Source organism: Membranihabitans maritimus, assembly GCF_021729145.1.
Classification (GTDB): Bacteria; Bacteroidota; Bacteroidia; order Chitinophagales; family Saprospiraceae; genus Membranihabitans; species Membranihabitans maritimus.
Genome location: NZ_JAJSLW010000018.1, coordinates 1 through 21,583, shown reverse-complemented (window position 1 = coordinate 21,583; position 21,583 = coordinate 1). Strand labels below are relative to the sequence as shown.

Below are 21,583 nucleotides of genomic sequence, written 5' to 3'. Positions count from 1 at the left end.
GATGACTAAATTTAATTTAAAGTGAAAGACTTATTCCTGCATTATAGGTCTGAGGCATTGGGGTATTACCGGATTCAGGATCCCATCCCGGCCATTTCGTTACAGTTATAATATTTCTAACTGCCCCAAAAATCCGTAAGTTTTTCAGCTTTATCCGTTCGATGACTTCTTCTGGCACGGAATACGACAAAGAGATATTCTGTACCCTAAAAAATGATCTCGACCTGTAAATCTTTATTCCTCCACCGTATCCTCCGGTGTGTAAGTCCAATCTGGCATAGTCGTTAATAGGATTTTCCGGTGTCCAATAAGGAAGCGGGCCAACATTCCTTCCCCTGCGGTCGTTGGATTCATTTCCTCCGTTTAAAGCCCCGGATTCCTCACCAATATGACCCAAATCAGCCCTCAAAAATATTGATAAAGACCAATTGTCAAGGAAGTTAATATCATTTCCCAATCCTAATCTGAACCTTGGTTGTAAAAATCCGATGAATTGCTTATCGTCTTCTGCCCGATATATACCGTCTTGATTAACATCAACGGATTTGAAGTCCCCGGGTCTCATCACATATTGAGCGGCTTCGTCTTCTTCTCCAAGCTGCCATACACCTGTTCTATCGTAATCCCATACCGCATCAATAGCATATCCGGGAAACCACTGATTCGTATAATCGGGTAATTCCCCAACTTGTGTTTCGCCCAACAAGGTATACTCTCCCATATCTCCGAAAAGAGAGACAATCTTGTTGCGGTTGAGTGAAAAGACAAAATTCGAGTTCCAGTTTATTTTTGAGGAATTAATATTGACAGAATTGACGGTTAATTCCAATCCTTTATTATTTAATTCTCCAAGATTGGTTGTTACATTAGAAAATCCGGTAAGGCTTGGAAGCCTTCTGTTCATTAAGAGATTTGTGGTTGTAGCATCGTAAGCATCAATACTTATATCTATTCGATTACCTATAAACCCAAGATCAATTCCCACGTTGAATGAGTTGGTTTTTTCCCAAACCAATCCCGGATTAGCTAAAGTAGAATTGAACAAGCCTACCCTAGGAGTAGATCCATCAAACCACAAATCAGAACTTAGACGAGCCAGGGCCGAGTATATCCCAATATCCCGGTTCCCATTACTACCCCAGGAAATTCTCATTTTCAAACGGTTAATAAACCAATTTTCATTGTAAAAATTCTCTCTTGACACCTGCCAGGCAAGGGCTGCAGCTGGGAAAGTAGCCCTGGGTTGTTCTTGCCCAAAAGCGGAAAATCCATCCCTTCTAACGGATGCCGTAAGTAAGTATTTGTCTAGAAGTGTGTAGTTCAACCGGGCCATTAATGCCTCTCCTGTAAATATTCGATCTTCATTGTCAATGGCAGGACCATCACCAAATTGTAGTCCGTGATACCCCAATTGTTCGTTGGGGGTAATATTCTGATTGGATTGGCTTGTACTCCAATATTTATTTTGTTCGGCACTGTACAAAAGTGTCACATCGAAATTGTGAATGCCGAATGTTTCATTCCATTTAAGAATATTGTCAAGGATCCATTCTTGTCTTGAATATTCCTGTCGGTCACCCATACTTAGGTCCTGAGCAGGATCCCCGCCCAGTTCAACGGATGTTGACCTAAAGTAAAGGTCTTTCATTGTTTCATACCTTGGTTGAAATGACAATCGATATTCAATTCCCAGAGGAAGGTTGACATCTGCGTATAAATTTGCAAATAAGCTATTTACTTTTCGAAACCGATCATCCCGGTAATAATCAATCAATGGGTGAAATGTATGTCCGTGTGCCAATCGTTCTACATTTCCCTCTTCGTCAAATTCTCTTCCGAAAGGACTGTTGGAATAAATATTCCAGCTGCCAGGGACTCCCCCTTCGTCTCTATCTGAAAATTGAGCATTTACTCCTACATTCAACCAATCCGAGACTTCAAAATCCACATTCATTCGTGATCTTATAGCTGAATATTCATCACCCAGTCTCAGCCCTTCGTTATCTACGTAGCCCAAAGACCAGTAATAACTGCTTTTTTCTGATCCGCCGCTTAGGCTCAAATCATGCGTTTGGCGGACACCGTTCCTAAATACCACATCGTACCAGTCTGTTGATCTACCTGCTTTATATTCTTCCTGTTCGATGGGAAAGAAATTCAATCGCCTAAGATATTCATTAGTGTTATCCGGTAATGGACTTTCACTCATATTTCTCCATTCATCAAGGCTTACATCTCCTGGAAGATTATCGGGGTTTGTGTAGTAATTATAATTTTGGCCGGGGTTAATCGTCCTGAAATAATCTGCCCGGAAATCTACATATTCCTGTGGTGAGTATGGTCGTCTTTCGTACGTAGGTGTAGAAACGCCTATTTTTGAAGAATAGCTTATAACCGGTTTGCCGGAAGTACCCTTCGTAGTAGTGATGAGAACAACTCCGGAAGCAGCTTTGGCTCCAAAAATAGCCGCCGAGCTGGCATCTTTGAGGATGTCAATAGTCTCAATATCTGCCGGATTGATATCGCGCAAACTTCCGTTATATATTACACCGTCGAGTACAATCATAGGTGAGGTGCCAGCTGTCAATGAGGTAGGACCTCGCACTTCCATAGAACTACCACCTGCCGGTGCAGCACTTTGATTCGCTGAAAATCCGGCAATGGTTCCTGCCAACATTTCCCCAACTTGTGTTACGTTTTGATTTTTAAAATCTTCTCCATTAAGTCTTTGGACAGAACCTGTCAAATCGCTTTTCTTTTGGGTTCCGTATCCTACAACTATTACCTCGTCAAGTGTTTGGGAATCTGATTCTAAAGTGATTTGGATTTCGGATCGTTCATTAACGGGCACTTCTATTGTTTTGTATCCTATGTAAGATACCACTAATGTAGAAGTTGGAGAGATATCTCCAAATGAAAAATTCCCTTCAAAATCAGTGACGGTTCCCTTCCCGGGTTCCTCTTTGACCTGTACGGTCGCCCCGATCAATGGTTCACCATTTTCATCTACAACGGTACCGGAAATCGGGTTTACAGATTTTTTTCGACTAAAAATAGAATAACCATCTTGCAGGGGTGCGACATTCCAGTCTTTCTGGAGACGTGGCAGTGCACCCGATTGTGAATTCGAATCGTTTTCAGCTTCAGAATCCCCTTTATATACCACGAAGAAATTGTTGGAGATTTTTTCAATGGTCAAGTTGGTTTCCCTCGCAATTTTCTGGATTAAGTCGCCTAACTCTGTTTTTGAATCAAGTCGGAGGTTTACTTCCAGGTCTTTAATCAGTTCCCATTCATAAGAAAAAACGACGTTGTACTTTTCACTAACAATATCCAAGGCCTTAGAAAGTTGTACTTCATTTGGCAATTCCTGTCCATTTCCGGGACTAGCCTGGATTTGTAAATTGAAAAGGGCCGCAAAAAAAATGAATAGAATCATCTTTAAACTTTTGTGTAGAACTTTACATTCCATAATTTTACTATTTCAATTTATTAAGTAATTAATTGTCGGAGCTTCACTATTCTCGATATCCCGGTTGAAGCTTGGCAGGCAAACCAGGTATGTTTCACGGAAGCTTCGACAATTATTTTATTTCATATCCTTTATTTTTATGTTGGTTCCCAATATTTTTTCTAATGACTTTATGGTCGTTTCCAGGTCATTCTTGGGAATTCCGGCATTAATCTTCTTTTCAAGCTTTGGTAATTGTTCAAATACCAGATTAACATCATACATTTTTTCTACCTCAGAAATAACTTCCCTGAGTGGCAATTTGTCAAAAAATATGATGTTGTCCTTCCAGGAAGTTTCTACGAGGGGTTTGGTCTCTTCTGATGACAGTATCTTGTTTTCTTCATTGGAGTAGGTGACTACTTCCCCGGGCTGCATGAGAAGTTGGCTATTATTCTCCATCTTAAGTCGAATAGAGCCTTCTTCCAGGAAAATCCTCGTCATTTTTTCGTCAGATTTCACATTAAATATAGTTCCCAGAACATCAATGGTCAATCCTTGGGTTTTGACTTGAAAATGTTTATTGTTCTTTTTATCCTTAGTAACATTGAAATAGGCTTCTCCCTTCAGCTCTACAGTTCTGATGTCCTGGGAGGAAAAGCCGGGAGAATAGCTGATTTGCGAGTTTTCATTGAGTGTGACAATGGTATTGTCGGGTAATTTGATTTCTTTGTGTTCCGAAGCCAGGGTGCCTATAGTTATGGGATTGGTACCCTTAGGTAAATATACCAGGAAAAAGAAAGTTATAATCACAGCTATACATGCAGCTGTCGTAATAAAAAGAGTGATATGGGACTTTTGCTTTTTACTGCGAAAGTTTTCATTGTCGTTTGACTGGATTTTGTGGAGTATATTTTGCTTGAATATTTCCAGTTCGGAACCTGAAGATGGGACGAATTGTGTAGAATTCCACAGTTTTCTTGTTGTCTCTTCCGCTTCATGAGGGGAAAGGTTTGCCATATATGAAAAAAGCTGATCCAATTCTTCTTCAGTACATCTGTTTTCCAGATATTTTTGCAATAATAATTGTATTTCCCTTTTCATTTATATAGTGATTTGTGAAGTATCCTTTACAATCCAACTTTCATTGGAATTTATCCTTTGTAAATTCTATACAAGAATTTATCAAAACAGGACTACGTAAATGTTTTTTTTTTTTTTAATTTTTTAATTTTATTGCATTCTAACTATTCTGAAATATGGTGAGATCACCTGAGGATATACTATTTGGACTCCAACAGGATGACAATAAAGAGGCATTTGAGGTGTTTTTTAGATATTACCACAATCGTTTATTGCTTTGGGCCAATAGTATTGTGAAAAATCCCCAGGCTGCAGAAGATATTGTTCAGGATTTTTTCATGGATTTCTGGAGAAACAAACGTTATTATTCGGTTCGATCGGATCTCACGTCGTACTGCTTTCAAATTATTCGAAATACCTCACTGAAATATATTTCACAAAAGAAGGAGATAAAAAATATTCAGGGCATGGAGAATTTATTGTCTGCTGATGACGGGATCTTGATGGATATTGAATTTAAACAAAGAATATATTTGGAAATAGATAAGCTTCCGGAAAAATGCAGGGAAGTTTTTGTTCATTGCGTGTTATACGGTAAGACCTATGCAAATACGGCGGAAGACCTGGGTGTGTCAATCAACACGGTACGTACCCACATGACTAGGGCATTCAGGACCCTTCGTGAAAAATTGGCGTCAGAGTTTGGGCGGTAAGGCAACCGGGAGGGTTATTTGTGAAATTTATCCGTTTGCCAATGGACCGGATTGTTGATGATGTAATTGGAAATTTTCTGATATGATTGCTGATTCCGGATGATATGTTCATAATAATTACGTTGCCATAATTTCCCCATGATTTCATTTCGTGATTTGTATATCGATAAACATTCGTTGACCACCAGGGATTTATATGCCCCAATGTTATCCCCAACCATAGGGGACGGCTTGCCTGTGCCCTATCGTCACATGACCTATCGTTTGTTTCTACCCCATCATCAGGGTTAACCGCAAGGGTTGCCCCTACAAGATCATCCAATACCAAAATGGCGTGCATATGATTGGGCATGATCTGGAACACGTCCAACTGGAAACGGGGGAACCGTTCTTTCAACCGAATCCATTCTTGATGGGCAATTTTCCCGTAATCATTGAACATCATTTCGTCGTTTGCCACAAAACCAAAATGGCATTCATGGATAGCACAACAAATGGTAATGAAATATGATTCTACTTGTAAATAATCATATCCTTATCAACCGACTGCATCTTTTATGATGTTTGTTGGAGTGACCAAATTTTGTTATTTTTAATTTATGTTTCTTACAAAAAATGACATATTATCCAAGCTAAAAGAAGTGAAACCCATTCTTTTTAGTGATTATTCGGTAAAAGAGATCGGACTGTTTGGGTCCTCCTTGGGCGACTCTTTTAATAAGGATAGCGATATAGATTTACTTGTCGAACTTAAGAAGCCTATCGGATGGAAATTTTTTTCACTTCAAATATACCTGGAACGGCTCTTTGATCGAAAAGTGGATCTGGTTACAAAAAATGGACTCAAAAAACAACTGAGAGACCTTATTTTGGAACAAGTACAGTATATATAAATTGAAGAGGGAAAGAAGGTCATATTTACTATATCTTGAGGATATTCTCCTGATGCCAAGTCTTGATCTTTTGGTGCATTTCTTCGTTGCTTCTCAGTCATCCCGATAGAAAACGCATACGGATGAAGTAAATGTTAACATATATTATGTTTGTGACTATGTAATATGCTATTGATTAAATACTTGTAGTGATATATATGATCGAACAAAGTGCTTATAAATGACTATAAAATCAAATTATTGTTGTGGCTTTTCATTTTCTTTGCGTGCCCAAAGAAAACGAAACAAAAGAAAGGGCACTTTTTCAAAGGCATTTTTTGCTTTCCCCCAAGCAAAAACCGTATCAAAAGAGCTAAATTTTCTCCAGGGCTTCGAAAATTCTTAACGCCCTTTTGCTACATATGCTGTTGAAAAAGAAAAAAAGTCGTACATAAATTACAACCTGCTTTCTATTAAAGTTTAAGGTGGCAGGTATATTTCAAGGATAGTAATGAATAAATTATTTTTCTTAGGTGTAATTGCAGTCATTTCAAGATCTGCATATTGTTTAATCGAGTCCAATGCATAACTTTTATACCAGTTATTTTTAATGCAAGAAATGCGCGCGAGCAATCGACAAAATACGAGGGGGCGGGTGCCTGCCATGTGAAAGAGCAATTATTTTGTCTTGACTTTTCATCCTTTTGTGTCAAGACAAAAGGATAAAAAATAGTTAAATAAGCTGATCAAAGCTACTGTTAATGTCCCATAATTTAACATTGTTAATCGTCATACCCGCCTGCCTGGCGGGCAGGTAAGTTAAATCTTAATTCTTCCCAATACGATAGAAATCGGGACCGGCTATCTTTCCTCGTTGCGCCTCGATCTGCGCCAAAATTCCCGCAACTTACACCATAGCAACTTAGTTCACAAAGCACTATTTAAAATTTTTTTTGAAAAAATTATTCTTTCGTTCACATCATTTTAATTTTTTAGACTCTAACAGATAAAGAGACGTACAAAAATTAATGAGTGAACTTCACAACATATACCTAAAAATCATTCAGGGCAAAGAATTGACGATTGCTGAGAAATCCATTTTGGAAAACGAAACGGAGAATGATCCGGGATTGCAGGCTTTATTGGATCAAATGCGTGAAATGAGTGAAGATACCGGGCAAATACCGTCAGAATATTTGGACAATGACCAATCATGGGATCGTTTGCTTGTGGGTATGGAATCATATAACTCTGTAGATGGTAATACGAAAAAATCTGGTAAGGAAAAGAAACAAAGTGTCCTGAAAATATCATGGATTGTAAGGTATGCCGCTGTTTTTATAGGTCTTGTTTTAACCGGCTACGCAGTTTACATAGTTGGATTCAAAGAACATCCGGAACCTTTTATGAAGGAGAGTGGAGATGAGATCGTTCTGCAGTTAGCAGATGGTAGTACACGGATTCTCGACATTACGGGGAACGATACCATTAGTGGAAGCAACGGTTCGCAAGTTATTTCAAAAAGCAAAGATCAATTGATTTACAGTCCTGGTGATGGCCTATCAACCAATAAAGAGACAGCGTACAACCGGCTGACGGTTCCGCACGGCAAAAGGTTTGGGATTACGTTGTCGGATGGAACCCGGATCCATGTTAATTCCGGTAGTACTATTCGTTACCCCGTTGTTTTTGGGAAGGGTGGAACCCGGGAAGTCGAATTGGAAAATGGAGAGGCTTATTTTTCCGTAACTCGTAATGAGAATAGTCCTTTTACCGTACATACCAATGAAATGAATGTCAAAGTGTTGGGAACGGAATTTAATGTATCTGCTTACGATGAGGATAATACTGTTAGGGCAGTGTTGGTAGAAGGGGCTGTAGAATTAGAAATGGTAAATAACCAATCTGAAACGGACCGTCAGGACCTCACATTAAAGCCGGGAGATTTGGTCACTTACCACAAAACCGGTGATGAATGGGATAAAAAACAGGTGGATGTCTTGAGCTATATCGCCTGGAAAGACAATCGGTTGGTATTTGTTGATGAACCTTTTGATGAGATCATTAAAAAAGTAGAGAGGAGTTACGGTGTGACGATTATTAATAAAAGTAAAACACTTGAAAATGCCCGGTTTTACGGGGATTTTCAGCTTGAAGACGAAAATATAGAAGACGTTTTAGAGGTATTTGCAACGGGCAAGCCGTTTGATTATAGTATTGAAAATGGATTAATAACAATAAAAGATACATCAGAAAAATGAAATAAAAAGGTCAGGACCAGAAAAATCAAAAAGGGAAATGGTGGCACATTTCCCTCAAGATGATTAATAAATAAATTTACTAACCATAAACCATTAATAAAGGTATGAAAATCAAGCACCTTAAGATGAAGCTATCGGTGTTTTTAACGTTTTTTTGTGTTATGCAAATAACCGCTGCCACGGGATTTGGGCAGGAAAGGATCAATATTGACGTGAAAAATGCCTCTCTGGATGAGATTCTTGAAGAAATTAAAGTACAGACCGATTACCGATTTTTCTTTGAAAAAGGCGTTATCAACCTATCTCGAAAAATGTCTCTTAAAGTTCGAAATGAAACAGTTGAAAATGTCCTTGGAGAAATGTTTAGTGATTCTCCTATTTCGTTCACCATTTTGAAAGATCAGATTGTATTTACACGAAAGCCTCCGGAGCGGCTAAAAATCTTAGAGCCTTCAAAAGGATTACGTCCCTTACCATTACGTCGAGTAATGCGACCAGTAACTGTAAATCTGCTATTGACAATAATCGGGAAGGTGACGGACAGAAGCGGTGATCCTTTGATAGGCGTAAATATTCAGGTAAAAGGAACTACGCGTGGGACAGTGACGGATTTTGACGGTGGATACTCCATAGATGCAGGGGAAGATGATGTTTTGATTTTTTCATACGTGGGGTATCAGACACAAGAGCTTGATGTAAACGGACAAACCGAAATCAGTATTCAAATGATGGAAGATGCGGAGACGCTGGATGAGTTGGTGGTAGTGGGGTATGGAGTGCAGAAGAAGAGTGATTTGACGGGTGCTGTCTCACAAGTTAAGACTGAAGCATTGGAAGCAGTGCCTTCTTATAACGTTGAACAGGCTCTTAAATCGCAAGCTGCCGGAGTAACTGTTAGACAAAATTCAGGAACACCAGGGGGCAGAATTGAGGTACGTATTCGAGGGGGGAATTCAATGATTGGAAGTAATCAACCTCTGTATGTTGTAGATGGATTTCCAATTACCGGAGATATTAGTTTCCTTAATCCGTCCGATATTGAATCAATTGATATATTAAAAGATGCATCAGCAACAGCAATTTATGGAGCCAGAGGGGCGAATGGTGTAGTTATGATCAGTACGAAAAAAGGAAGTACTAATCAAAAAAGTAAAATTGAAATTCATAGTCAATACGGAATTCAATTTGAAACTAATCGCTATGAAATGTTGAATGCAAGACAATATGCAGAAGTTGCAAATGAATGGTTAGTAAATTCAGGACAAGAGCCATATTTTGATTTGAATGAAGTGCAGGGACCTGGAACGAATTGGCAAGATTTTATATTCAGAGATGCTCCGCTAAATAATCATACTTTAACGTTTTCTGGCGGGACTTCCAAAACAAGGTTTGCTCTATCTGGCAATTACTTTGGTCAAAATGGAATAATCAAATATTCTGGAGTTGAAAAAGGGTCTTTTCGCTTGAACCTAGACCATAAATTTAGTGATAAAATCAGATGGGCGGTAAATACAAATTTGGCAAGGAGAGAAAGAGAAAGTGTCCCTGTTGATAATAGTGCACATGGGGGGAGCATGCTTTCAGGAGCAATGGCTGCACCTCCTACTTTACCAATTTATGATGAAGAAGGTGGAATAGTGAGAATTAGTCAGGTGTATTCTTTCGGTTCAATTGGAATGGAGAATCCGGCTATTTACTTTCCGCCGAGAAAAAATAATGTTTTGAATAATACTGTGCTTGGGAATACATCAGTGAATGTAGATTTGACAAATGAAATATCCTTTAAGACACTAATTGGAATCGAATACGATGATCAAAGTGGGGATGATTATATCCCAATCGTATATGATGGTGATATAGGATCAGGGGCTCAATCGAGTTATACCCAAAATTCATTTTTAACAGAAAATATTTTAACATATTCTAAGAATATAAATGAGAATCACAATTTTAAATTACTTGGTGGTTTTACATATCAAACGTATAAAGCCAGGAGCTTTTCAGCTAGTGTAAGAGGCTTTTCAAATAACATTACCGAGAATTATAATTTGGGGTCCGCAGAAATTATTAATAATCCAATATCTGGATATTCGGAATGGACATTGGCATCCTGGCTATCAAGGCTAAACTATTCTTTTAATGATAAATATTTATTAACCGCTAGCATAAGGGGGGATGGATCATCTCGATTTGGAAAGAATAATAAGTGGGGACTTTTCCCATCAGGAGCTTTTGCATGGAGAGTTACGGAAGAATCTTTTATGCAAAATATAAAGTTTATTAACTACTTAAAAATACGTACTAGCTATGGAGTTACAGGCAATACTGCAGTTTCACCCTATCAATCTTTAAATAGACTTAGCGCTGAACGAGTAGTTTATGGCAATCATACTGAAGAAATAGGGTTTGCGCCTGCTGGAATTGCCAATAGTGATTTGAAATGGGAGTCAACTACTCAGTTTGATGTTGGATTTGATATAGAGATGGTTGATGAGCGACTGAAGTTAACATTTGATTATTATAAGAAAAGTACTTCTGATCTTTTAGCCTCGGTTCCTTTACCTCCTTCTATTGGGTTCACCTCTAGTCTTCAAAATATTGGAAAAATTCAAAATCAAGGAATTGAACTTTCACTAGGGGCAGATATTCTAAGAACCGAATTCAAATGGGATATTTCGACTCAATTTTCAGTAAACAGGAATGAAGTAGTCGAATTAGCAGGAGGGGCGGATATATATGGAGGTGGTGTTGGGATTTTTGGAAATATAAGTCTAGCAAGAGAGGGGGAACCTTTAGGTGTCTTTTATGGTTTCGTTGAGAACGGGCTTAACGAAGAAGGATACATAAAATATGTTGATTTAAACAATGATGGTGAAATTAATATACAAGATAGGACCATTATTGGTAATCCTTATCCTGATTTTATTTACGGACTCACATCCAATTTTTCGTATAAAAATTTCGATTTAAGTATTTTTTTAGAAGGAGTTAATGGAAACAATCTCTGGTGGGCTACAGCTGCTACTCATTTAAATTCATTTCAACGTGGTTCTAATCAGTTTGCAGACTTATATGGGAATTACTGGACAGCGGAAAATCCCAATCCGAATGCAAAATACCCTAAGGTTAGTTCATCGAGTCAAATAAGTGATTCGGACCGATTTGTAAAAAATGGTAGTTATTTCAGGATGAAATCCATGAGGTTGGCATATAATATATCAGTCAAGAAATTTGTCGAAAGAGCTCAAATCTATTTTTTATGTACTAATCTATTTACAGTAACAAGTTATCCCGGAATTGATCCTGATGTAAATACTGCAGGTACGGATTCAAATAATATAGAGAACCGTTTAACAACAGGAGTCGATGAAAGTGCATACCCCATGAGTAAGGTTTTTTCAGTAGGAGTAAGATTTAATTTTTAATTGAAAAAATTTAAGAATAATGAAAAATATTTTATTGGCGATAGTATTTATTATGTGGCATACCTCCTGTGAAAATTCTCTGGAGGAAGTTCCTAAGGATTTTATTTCAAAAGTAAACTTTTACCAGAATGAAAGTGATGCCCAAAAAGCGATCAATGGAGTTTATTCTACTCTAAGCCCCAATTATTTTAGCATAGAGGTTTATCTCATGGAAGTTTTACATGGAGATTATTTAAATGGAAGGGGAGGGCAAGGACCTATTTCTTATTTTGATCAACTCTTGGATTTTCGTGGTATCAACTACGCTGCGGCTTGTTGGAATTCCTTTTACAATACTATTAATCGATCCAATGATGTTTTGGATAATGTTCCGAACGTAATGGATATTTCTGAAAATTCTAAGAATAGGATAATTGCTGAAGCAAGATTCTTAAGGGCAATGTCCTACTTTAATTTAGTCAGGAATTTTGGTCCAATTCCTATTAGATTGCATGCCCCAAATGACTTTAGTACGTTAGAAGCTCCAAGAGAGCCAGAGGATAAAGTTTATGATTTGATCGTTGAAGATCTTTCATTCGCTGAAAAGAGTCTTCCAAATGATGTGGGAGAGAATACCGGTAAAGCATCTAAATGGGCGGCAAAGATGCTTTTGGCACAGGTTTATTTGACCCTTGAAGAATGGGAAAAAGCTGCAGAAAAGGCTAGTGACATTATTAATAGTGAAGTGTATTCTTTGGTATCTATTAATAAACCCAATGATTTTTATAAAATATTTGCGACCCAAACGTCATCAGAAGATGTTATGTCTGTTCACCATTCAACTACGGTTCAGTACGCAGTAGCGACCTTTATGCACCGGGCAAATGCTTTGCCCTGGAATTTGGGAAGTGGCTATTATGCCTGGTTACCAGATTCAAATTCATGGATAGGTAATGATTGGAACGATCAAGATCTACGAAAGGACTTTAATCTATACACCCATTATCAGGATGGAAATGGGGAGTTGGTCTCTCTACCATCAACATCTCCTATTTTATTTAAAAAATTTATTAAAACGCCTGATGGTCAGTCAATTTATTCAATCCCTGTTTTTAGATATCCTGAGGCTTTGTTAATATACGCAGAAGCTTCAAATATGGTCCAGGGGGGACCATCGGAATTAGCTCTGGAAAGGCTCAATATGGTTAAACGCAGGGCTTACGGGTATGATCCTGAACAAAGTTCACCTGTTGATTTTAGTTCCGGAATGACAAAAGAAGAGTTTCGTAATGTGGTTTTACGCGAAAGGGGATATGAGTTTATTCTCGAAAGAAGACGGTGGTATGATTTGAAAAGAACCGGGCGAGTGAAAGAAGCTTTTGCCAAGGTTGGCAAAACATTCATTGATGAGCGATTCTTTTGGCCAATTCCTGAAAATGAAATTAATAATAATCCTGCTATAAGTAAAGCCGACCAAAATCCGGGGTACTGATTAAGGATTCGTAAGCAGTGTAGTTTTTTATAAAATCAAAAATTATGAAGAGAAGAAAATTTTTGCAGGCTGGAACTGTAGGTGCTACTTTATTATCTTATAATCCGTTGCAAGCTTTTTCAGATTTGGGTTCTGTTTCAAAAGAAACAGTTAAATATTGCAATCAATCAGAAAGATCAATTCCAGTCGCTTATGATGTAGATGTAGTTGTGATTGGCGGTTCAACAGCCGCTATTTCAGCAGCAGTTGCCGCATCTCAAAATCTGGCTAAGGTGTGCCTTGTTACAGATTTGCCCTATCTGGGTGATGATATATGTGGAACTTATCGTTTTTGGCCTCGAACACAGATCCCAAAACATCCAATCTCAGACAAACTCTATAAGAATGGAATACCAACCCCATTGCACGTGAAGCGTACTCTGGACAAGGAGCTTATTGATAATGGGGTAGACTTTTTATACTCCAGTTTTGTTGCCGATGTGGTAACCGATAAACAAGATCTTCTTTCAGGAATAATTATTTCCAATCGATCTGGAAGTCAGGCTATTCTTGCAAAAACAATAATTGACGCTACACCTAGAGCTGTGGTAGCGAGGATGAGTAGAGCAAAGTTTGAAAGGTTTCCGAAAGGAAAACAAGTATTTAAATTTATAACTGTAGGAAGAGAAGCAAATCATTCTAAGGGGATGAAGTTACACCAGCTTCCTGAACCTTTGATATTCAAGGATCAATCGTATAATGCTTATGAATATTCGATTCCCGTTGATATGCGGGATGATTCATTTGCTTCATTTGCAGAAGCCGAACAAAAAATTCGTGACTTGACCTGGAATGCCAGTCAGGTAGATTCAGGAGATCTGCTTTTTTTCGTGCCTTCCGACCCTGTAGTATCAAAGAAGAAAATTAGCAGCAAAAACTTAACTATCGATCAGTTGGATTTAGATGCTTTTATACCTAAAAATAAAGAAAACTTATTCGTACTTGGAGGATGCGCCGATATTCCTAGAGAATTGGCGGAACAATTGTTAGAACCATTGGCAATGTTGCAAATTGCCGATCAAGTAGGAAAAGCTTCAGCGGTTTTATCTTCGACAATAATTAATAATCCCAATTTAAGTGTTAAAGGTGATTTGGGAGATTATGATGTTGTTTCGGGAGATGTGGGCGAACTTTTGGATGGACTACGACCTAGGCTTAACAAAGGAGTAGTATTGGCTAATGAAACTTTCCTTCCAGTTTTTGGTGAGTATGATACAATAGTTGTAGGAGGAGGGACGTCCGGTGCTCCTGCAACAATCGGTGCTGCAAGTCACAATGCTAATACTTTGGTTGTAGAATATATGCATGGATTGGGGGGGATAGGGACTTTTGGGATGGTGGGGAAATATTATCACGGGTATCGCAAGGGATTTACCCGTGAAATTGATGTTGGAGTAAGTGAAATGGGGGAGGATACTACAAGAAAAAAAGACAATTTGGGAGAATGGGTGTTTGATTGGAAAATCGAATATTACAGAAGAGAAATTAGAAACTCAGGAGGTACGATTTGGTTTGGGGTTATAGGATGTGGAGCTTATGTAGATCAAGGAAGGGTCAAAGGTGTAGTTGTGGCTACTCCATATGGAAAAGGAGTAGTATTGGGACATACTATTATTGATTCTACCGGAGGCGCAGATATTGCAATTTCAGCAGGAGCAGATTTTGCATATGTGGATGGAAGTTCTGTTGCAGTGCAGGGTTCAGGATTGCCATATAAGAATTTTGATGATTTTTATAATAATACGGATTGGACATACATAGATGATACCGACATGTTGGATGTGTGGCGTGCATTTATAGTTGCAAAGGATAAATTTAAAGATCAATATGATATTGGGAAATTACCGCAGACACGTGAACGACGCAGGGTGGTCGGAGATTTTACTGTGTCGGCTCTCGATATCTATAACGGAAGGACTTATCCGGATACCATCTCAATTCATCAAAGTTCTTTTGATACACATGGTTTTACTGAAGAACCATTTTTTGCACTGAAACCTCCAGAATTGGGAGGAATAGATGTAAAAGCATATGTGCCTTTCAGATCTTTGTTGCCGAAAGGATTAGAAGGCATTATTGTTACAGGGTTGGGAGCGAGTGCTCACAGGGATGCTATGCCTGTTATAAGAATGCAAGCGTGCTTACAAAATCAGGGTTATGCAGTAGGGTGGGCTTCCTCCATGGTAGCTAAAAAAAATCAGTATATAAGATATGTAGATATTAAAGCGCTTCAAAAAGAACTTGTAAAAATTGAAAGCTTACCCAATGCGGTTATCACAGATCGGGACAATTACCCACCGACTTTAGAAATGATAGAAGCAGCTTCTGACAACGTAGTGAATGATTTACAAGGTTTGGAAATTATTCTTTGGGACAAAAATAAATCTATTCCAGTACTGGAATCTAAATTCAATTCCTCTCGTATTGAATCCGATAGATTGTTATATGCTTTGATTTTGGGAATGTGTGGCAATGATGAGGGCTGGCAAGTGCTTCAGGAGAAAATAGACTCTTATGAAGACTGGGATGAGGGTTGGGAATTTAAAGCAGCCGGTGGACAGTTTGGGGCAAGTATGAGCTATCTTGACAGTTTGATTATTGCTCTTGGCAAAACAAAGAAAAAAAACGCATTATCTACTATTGTCAGGCTTGCAGAAAAATTAAACCCTGAAAGTGCTTTTTCTCATTTTAGGGCGGTAAGTAAAGCACTGGAAATGATTGAAAGAAAAGAAGGTGCAAAACCTCTTTATGACTTATTAATAATGGAAGGTATGAGTGGGCATTCAATGCCGGATATTATTACTTCGAAAGAAATCAATGAAAAGGTATTTTCTAAAAGAATTATTCAACCTAGTTTGTTGGATAATGTAATAAGAAGAAATTCATTAAGAGAGCTGATATTGGCAAGAGCACTGTATAGATGCGGGGATTATAAAGGCTTAGGGAAGGAAATACTTATTAATTATTCCAAAGACCTCAGAGGTCATTTCTACCGGCATGCGAGCGGAGTACTACGAATGTCTGAAAGAAAACTTTATTAATGAATCCTTTTTAAATATATAATGAAGTGTTTTTAACTAGGACATATTTTTTGCTTAATGTATTATTGATTCCCTTTTTTTGCTTTAGTCAATGTGATTTAGAGATTATAAATTCCGGGGTAGGGGGGAATACCACTTTTGAGTTGATTTCGCGAGTTCAAAAGGATGTGGTATCTCAGAATCCGGATTGGGTTGTCGTTATGATTGGTACAAATGAAATGGTTAATACCTCCAAAATGATCTCATATGACGCTTTCGGAAAAAACATAGAGGAGCTTATTAAGATATTTCACATCAATAAAATAGGTGTTTTATTTGTGAGTCCACCTCCAGTTGATTCCGTATACTTATTTGAAAGACACGATAAGAATAAATTCTTTGATCCCCCAAATTTTAAGCTTCAAACAATTAATGCAATACTAAAAGAAAAATCAGAAAAATATAATACCTCCTTTGTCGATATTTTTAAATATTATGTAGAACTGGGAGTACCAAATCACGATAAAGATAAATGCATAAGAAATAGAAATAACAGCGGTTCAAGAGACGGTGTTCACCCCACTGGCCTGGGGTATCGAATTATTGCAAGAGAAGTATTTCACAGTTTGCAAAATGGAAATAAGATAAAGAATGGTTTAAAGATTATATGCTTTGGTGATTCTATAACGTATGGGATAAATGTCAAAGGAGAGGGATCGACAAAAGGGGAAACCTATCCAGGACAATTAAAACAAATGATTTGTGAATATCTTAATCAATACTAAAAATGTTATTTCAGGATTCCTTACTGTATTTGTTTATCTATATGGGAGTAATGAATATTTAATCATTAAATCGAAATATGGGAATGTAAATTGTATCAATTCTGAAAATATTGTCTGTCTTGATACTATGCCGTTTAGTTTTATTTCAAAAACAGATCGAAATAAATTAGAACTCCCTTTTGATGATAGTATAAGTAGTAGTTGTATTTATGTGCTGTATTCAAAAGAAAGATTACCAATAGGTTACTGTCGAAATATTAAAACTTATGTATGCAAAACCGGTGAGTGCTTACCTATAGAGGTTAATATATATTGGAATATGGCAGGGAGGTATGTTGGTTTTGAATTGCCAAGCAATGAAATCTTAACTAAAAAAGATCATATTCCCTTCTCCAAAACTGATTACAAAAAATTAGATCGATTGCTGGCCAACCCACAATCTGTTTTAGGAACATATAGTATTGAGGACTTAGTTCAATCAAATGGTATAAATGATAAAAGAATAGATGCAATTACTTCAGCGACGGTAAAAGTGGTAAATGATGTATGCGTTGAAGGAGCAGTTTATACCTGTTATACTCTTTGGCATATAGCAAACGGTCAAACTGCTCGCTTCATTGCAAAGAGGGCAGTTGAAGCAATGACTCCGGAAGGTGGAATATATCTCATTAAATATGGAGATATAAGTGATATTTCATGGCTTTTGAATCATGTCGATATAGAAGAGGATAAGTATCGAAAATTAAAGGTTGCTCTAATCAACAAAATAACTCCAGATAATTTTTTTGTCACTAAACATATCCTTGATCTATTGACGGACAATGATTTAAACTGTATAAGCATTCAAACCAGTCTTTTGAATAGATTCAATATAGTTCATGATTATAACATAAAGGCTCGAATTCTTCGGAAATTAGTAGAAACTGAAAACCCAGATTCAAGCGTATTATCTTATTTTGAAGACCGCCTATTATTTTTTCCTGTAATTTTGCAAGTCGAAATTATAAGTTTATTGGGAAAGATGAATCAAGTAAGTATCAAAGCGATTCAACAGGTAAAAAGCTTAATAGAAAATGACAATAAATTTCTTACAAATAAAGCTCTTGAATTTTTAGGAAAACATAATGAACTTCAAAAGCGTTCAAAAGCAGATAAAGCCACGAAAGAAGAAGAATTATTGCATAACCAAGTTAAACGAGATAATAATTAAAAAATGCAATACCCCAAACCGATTTGGAAGGTTTTGTCATATAATTGACCATTTTCACCTGTAGATTCACCATTGAGATCCGTAAGCTGGATCTCGCTCAATTGGCTAAATTCATGATGGTAGCGAAAATTTACAAGCAGTTTGCCTAAGTGAGTGGTCAGACCCAGCCAACCTCCCCAGTTGGGAATCGACTTGATTGATCCAACTTTGGTTTTTTGGGGTAAAGGTCTCCTTTAGTACCTTATTGCGAATAGTGAACTTCAAAGCCAATACTAAATTTGTTTGTTATGTCTAATTTTGAATGAAGTCCTGCTTAAAATTAGTTGATGTTAGTGAAATCAGAAAAAGTGTTTTATTTCTGCCGGAAACTGGAAATACTTGCGCCCAATACAGGGGCAAGATGAAATTGTGAAGTAGCTTCAGGAAAACAAAGCGCCAGGGTAATCAGAGTAGCTAATATTTTTATTATCGGGAAGGTTAGTTACATAAAAAATTGAATGCCCCCCAGTTCTATTTTTAGTTCTCTAATATTAACATTTATGCTGTGAAGTGCATGCGTTCGATAGAGTAAAAAAGAGAAAAAGTGTCAGTAGGCTACAAAAAATGTACTAATTCAAGGTTGCATCATTGTGTAATATACTAACAACTGTACTTTTTTTTCAATGTCTTTTTATGAATGCTACTCCATCACTTTCCAATATCCGCCTCTGTCAGGTCCGATTCTTACTATTTTTTCAGATTCCCTGAGTTTGCTTAGATGGTATTTTACTCCGTCTTCCGTAATATCTCCCAATACCTGCGCAATCTGTGTTCTACTGAATTCGGGATTTTCTTTTAACAGCGCTACAATTCGGTCTTCCGTTTTCTGGGTAGTCTTCTGGGTAGTCTTCTGGGTAGTCTTCTGGGTAGTCTTCTGGGTAGTCAAAGGAATTAGCGCTTTAAAAACATCCTGCTCAATAAATTCGGGTTTTGCACCGGGGGTATATAACGGTGTAAACTTGAAAACCTTGCGAACCCCCGAACCTAATTCGTCCACCCAACCGATTTCCTTAAAGAAACGGGCGATCATAGGATTTTTAGGATAAGGAGTGAAATTAACAGGGTCAATATTGCCATGACCGTGCGGTTTGTTCCAGTTTTCCGTATATACTCTGTCTTTTTCAATAATGAGTTTGGCCGGAAAACCATTGGCAAATTCACGATGAATCAAAAGGTTGCCAATTACTTCCCTGAATATGTGATCCCGAAGACTGATTCGTTGGTCTCCTTCCTGATAAAATTTATCCGGTAAATGTTTGATCATAAACGCCATTAAACGATCATAGCTTTCAAACAAGTTTACCCGGATATCATCCCGGTCATCATAGCGATCTATATTTTCAATCCGTACGATGGCATCTGTTTTATGGTGGGGTAATACACTTAATACAACCTCATCCTTACCCAACAAAAGAATCGCTGCGAGCGTATAGCCGGATTTTCCCGTTTGGATATCTTGTTTGTATAGCCCGGCTGACTTCAGTATTTCTTCATTGCTCATGGATATCCATGGGTGGTTGGGGCCTTGACTGCGTACTAGTGTTCTCACTTTGTCAAACAGCTCAGGTTTAAATTCATCAATAGTTGCATAAGGAAATACCTGGTTCTCAGAATAGGTTTTCTGCTTTTTTAAAAACAATTGCGTGACCAGGTCCGAATTGTTGGTGATGTTAAAATCACCGTCTTCGTTACGATCGAATATCTTTCCGGCCGTACTATGGACCTGTGAACTTTCCGGTACGTAAACGACAATGATTTTCTTATCTTTGATTTCAATTACTTCCGGAGACAAATAATAAGGCGGATTGAGCTTTTGAGGATTATTGGCATTCTTGGCAAGGGTATCCAATATTCGCCGGATAGCATGCTCATCGATTCCGGTAATTTCTTTCTTGTCGTTCACTCCTAATATCAAATGCCCACCCCTTCGGTTCAGAAACGCACATATAGACTCAAAAGCATTTTTATTCAGTTTTTTCATCGAGGTTTTGAACTCAACGGCAATGCTTTCACCTTTTTGGATGATATGTTGGAGTTGTGTTGGCGTCATCTTTTATGAACTTTAAAAGTAGGCATTATTTGATCAGATTTATAATCTATTTACAATTATGATCGATATGAAAATGAGAAGAGAAAGATTGTTGTTGTATGTGTTCTCTAAAAGTGGGTTCCAATCTATTCTCCGAATCCAATACTTCATTTTTTCCTTATCTTTACCTGTAAATCTCAATTATTATGATGCGGATATTTATGGGAATTATACTACTTGTGGTCGTATCATGTAATACTTCGGAGTTTGATCGGGTTGTACTCCGGGACGGAGACATTCTCTTTCGCGGAAATACTTCTGATTCTTTATCCCAGGCTATCAATGACGTAACGCAAACAAGCGAAGGCACGAATTATTCACATATGGGGGTGGTGGATATAGAAGACGATAGCGTCTATGTGATTCATGCATCTTCGGAGAATGGAGTGGTTCGTGAGCCGTTGAAAGAATTCAAATCGGTAAAGAATAAGGGAAAAAGAGACGTGGTGGCTTATCGGGTAGACTCACAGATTTTTGTTGACTTTGATGATGTTCTTTTAGCCGCTGAGGCATTGATAGGGGAGCCTTATAACTTTACGTATATTTTGGAAGATACGGGCTACTATTGTTCTGAATTTGTGTACACTATTTTTGAAGATTTCGGAGTATTTGAATTGGAGTCGATGACTTTTAAATCAGCAAATTCCGGTGAATTTCCGAAAGCCTGGATAGATCATTATAAGGAGTTGGGAATTGATATTCCCGAAGGCTTACCCGGATGTAATCCTAATGGAATGGCAAACTCACCAAAGCTAAAGATATTGGGTAGGGTTACGGAGGATCAAATACAATAACCTGTCAATTTTAGAGGTCAGTAATTCTTGGTGTTGTCAATGTATCATTTCCGTTTTTCCTATGTCGATGTTTAGAACGGATGTTCTTACAAACTATCTTTGAAATGGTTATATCCGGGACGTTTTGGTCTCGAAATGCGATAAATTTGACGGGCTGTCCCGGCAGAATCGCCGGGGTTCGATGTGGTGGGAAAAATCGTCGATAACGAAGGGGAAAACGAAGACATAGTCATAACTACGGGGTCCCGAAAGGATACGCATTAGGAAGAATTAAGATTTAACAAATATATTTTTTCACAATGTGAAGTTCGATTTTTGTCTTTAGAGTAGT

Annotated in this window: 14 protein-coding genes; 9 read left to right on the top strand and 5 right to left on the bottom strand. The window is 37.8% G+C overall.

The window, feature by feature from the left end; translation table 11 throughout:
- Nucleotides 1–16: 16 nt before the first annotated feature.
- Both LVD47_RS18225 and LVD47_RS18220 read right to left on the bottom strand, forming a co-directional pair.
- A complete protein-coding gene (locus LVD47_RS18225; protein ID WP_236979481.1) occupies nucleotides 17–3,439 on the bottom strand; it encodes a SusC/RagA family TonB-linked outer membrane protein in 3,423 nt (1,140 codons plus the stop codon).
- Between the two features lie 150 nt (nucleotides 3,440–3,589).
- Nucleotides 3,590–4,555, bottom strand: a complete 966-nt coding sequence (locus LVD47_RS18220; RefSeq protein ID WP_236979480.1) for a FecR family protein — start codon at nucleotides 4,553–4,555, stop codon at nucleotides 3,590–3,592.
- A 155-nt stretch (nucleotides 4,556–4,710) separates the two neighbouring features.
- On the opposite strand from LVD47_RS18220, the gene LVD47_RS18215 reads away from it, so the two are divergent.
- The gene (locus LVD47_RS18215) at nucleotides 4,711–5,247 is read left to right on the top strand and encodes an RNA polymerase sigma-70 factor (protein ID WP_236979479.1); all 537 of its coding nucleotides are present in this window, start codon (nucleotides 4,711–4,713) and stop codon (nucleotides 5,245–5,247) included.
- Here the strand turns inward: LVD47_RS18215 and LVD47_RS18210 are convergent.
- Complete coding sequence (locus LVD47_RS18210; protein WP_236979478.1) at nucleotides 5,204–5,707, bottom strand: hypothetical protein; 504 nt, start codon at nucleotides 5,705–5,707, stop codon at nucleotides 5,204–5,206. The two genes, LVD47_RS18215 and LVD47_RS18210, sit on opposite strands and share 44 nt — an antisense overlap.
- 139 nt (nucleotides 5,708–5,846) lie before the next feature.
- Between LVD47_RS18210 and LVD47_RS18205 the strand changes: the two genes are divergently transcribed.
- Nucleotides 5,847–6,140 carry a nucleotidyltransferase family protein gene (locus LVD47_RS18205; RefSeq protein WP_236979477.1) on the top strand — a complete coding sequence of 98 codons (294 nt, stop codon included), beginning with the start codon at nucleotides 5,847–5,849 and terminating at the stop codon, nucleotides 6,138–6,140.
- Nucleotides 6,141–6,901: 761 nt separating this feature from the next.
- Here the strand turns inward: LVD47_RS18205 and LVD47_RS18200 are convergent.
- Nucleotides 6,902–7,057: a hypothetical protein gene (locus LVD47_RS18200; protein ID WP_236979476.1), complete on the bottom strand. Its 156-nt coding sequence runs from the start codon at nucleotides 7,055–7,057 to the stop codon at nucleotides 6,902–6,904.
- A gap of 90 nt (nucleotides 7,058–7,147) precedes the next feature.
- Here LVD47_RS18200 and LVD47_RS18195 point away from each other — a divergent pair, with 90 nt between their 5' ends.
- From LVD47_RS18195 to LVD47_RS18170, 6 genes are all read left to right on the top strand, one after another.
- A complete protein-coding gene (locus LVD47_RS18195) occupies nucleotides 7,148–8,380 on the top strand; it encodes a FecR family protein (protein ID WP_236979475.1) in 1,233 nt (410 codons plus the stop codon).
- A 104-nt stretch (nucleotides 8,381–8,484) separates the two neighbouring features.
- The gene (locus tag LVD47_RS18190; protein ID WP_236979474.1) at nucleotides 8,485–11,805 is read left to right on the top strand and encodes a TonB-dependent receptor; all 3,321 of its coding nucleotides are present in this window, start codon (nucleotides 8,485–8,487) and stop codon (nucleotides 11,803–11,805) included.
- A gap of 19 nt (nucleotides 11,806–11,824) precedes the next feature.
- Nucleotides 11,825–13,276, top strand: coding sequence for a RagB/SusD family nutrient uptake outer membrane protein (locus LVD47_RS18185; protein WP_236979473.1), 1,452 nt, complete (start codon nucleotides 11,825–11,827; stop codon nucleotides 13,274–13,276).
- A gap of 44 nt (nucleotides 13,277–13,320) precedes the next feature.
- A complete protein-coding gene (locus LVD47_RS18180; protein ID WP_236979472.1) occupies nucleotides 13,321–16,356 on the top strand; it encodes an FAD-dependent oxidoreductase in 3,036 nt (1,011 codons plus the stop codon).
- A 26-nt stretch (nucleotides 16,357–16,382) separates the two neighbouring features.
- Nucleotides 16,383–17,120, top strand: coding sequence for an SGNH/GDSL hydrolase family protein (locus LVD47_RS18175; RefSeq protein ID WP_236979470.1), 738 nt, complete (start codon nucleotides 16,383–16,385; stop codon nucleotides 17,118–17,120).
- On the top strand, nucleotides 17,098–18,330 hold the full coding sequence (locus tag LVD47_RS18170; RefSeq protein ID WP_236979468.1) for a hypothetical protein: 1,233 nt from the start codon (nucleotides 17,098–17,100) through the stop codon (nucleotides 18,328–18,330). The genes LVD47_RS18175 and LVD47_RS18170 overlap by 23 nt, the downstream gene beginning before the upstream one ends.
- A gap of 679 nt (nucleotides 18,331–19,009) precedes the next feature.
- Here the strand turns inward: LVD47_RS18170 and LVD47_RS18165 are convergent.
- A complete protein-coding gene (locus LVD47_RS18165) occupies nucleotides 19,010–20,419 on the bottom strand; it encodes an RNA-binding domain-containing protein (protein ID WP_236979466.1) in 1,410 nt (469 codons plus the stop codon).
- 185 nt (nucleotides 20,420–20,604) lie between these two features.
- Between LVD47_RS18165 and LVD47_RS18160 the strand changes: the two genes are divergently transcribed.
- A complete protein-coding gene (locus tag LVD47_RS18160; protein ID WP_236979465.1) occupies nucleotides 20,605–21,252 on the top strand; it encodes a YiiX/YebB-like N1pC/P60 family cysteine hydrolase in 648 nt (215 codons plus the stop codon).
- Nucleotides 21,253–21,583 lie beyond the last annotated feature (331 nt).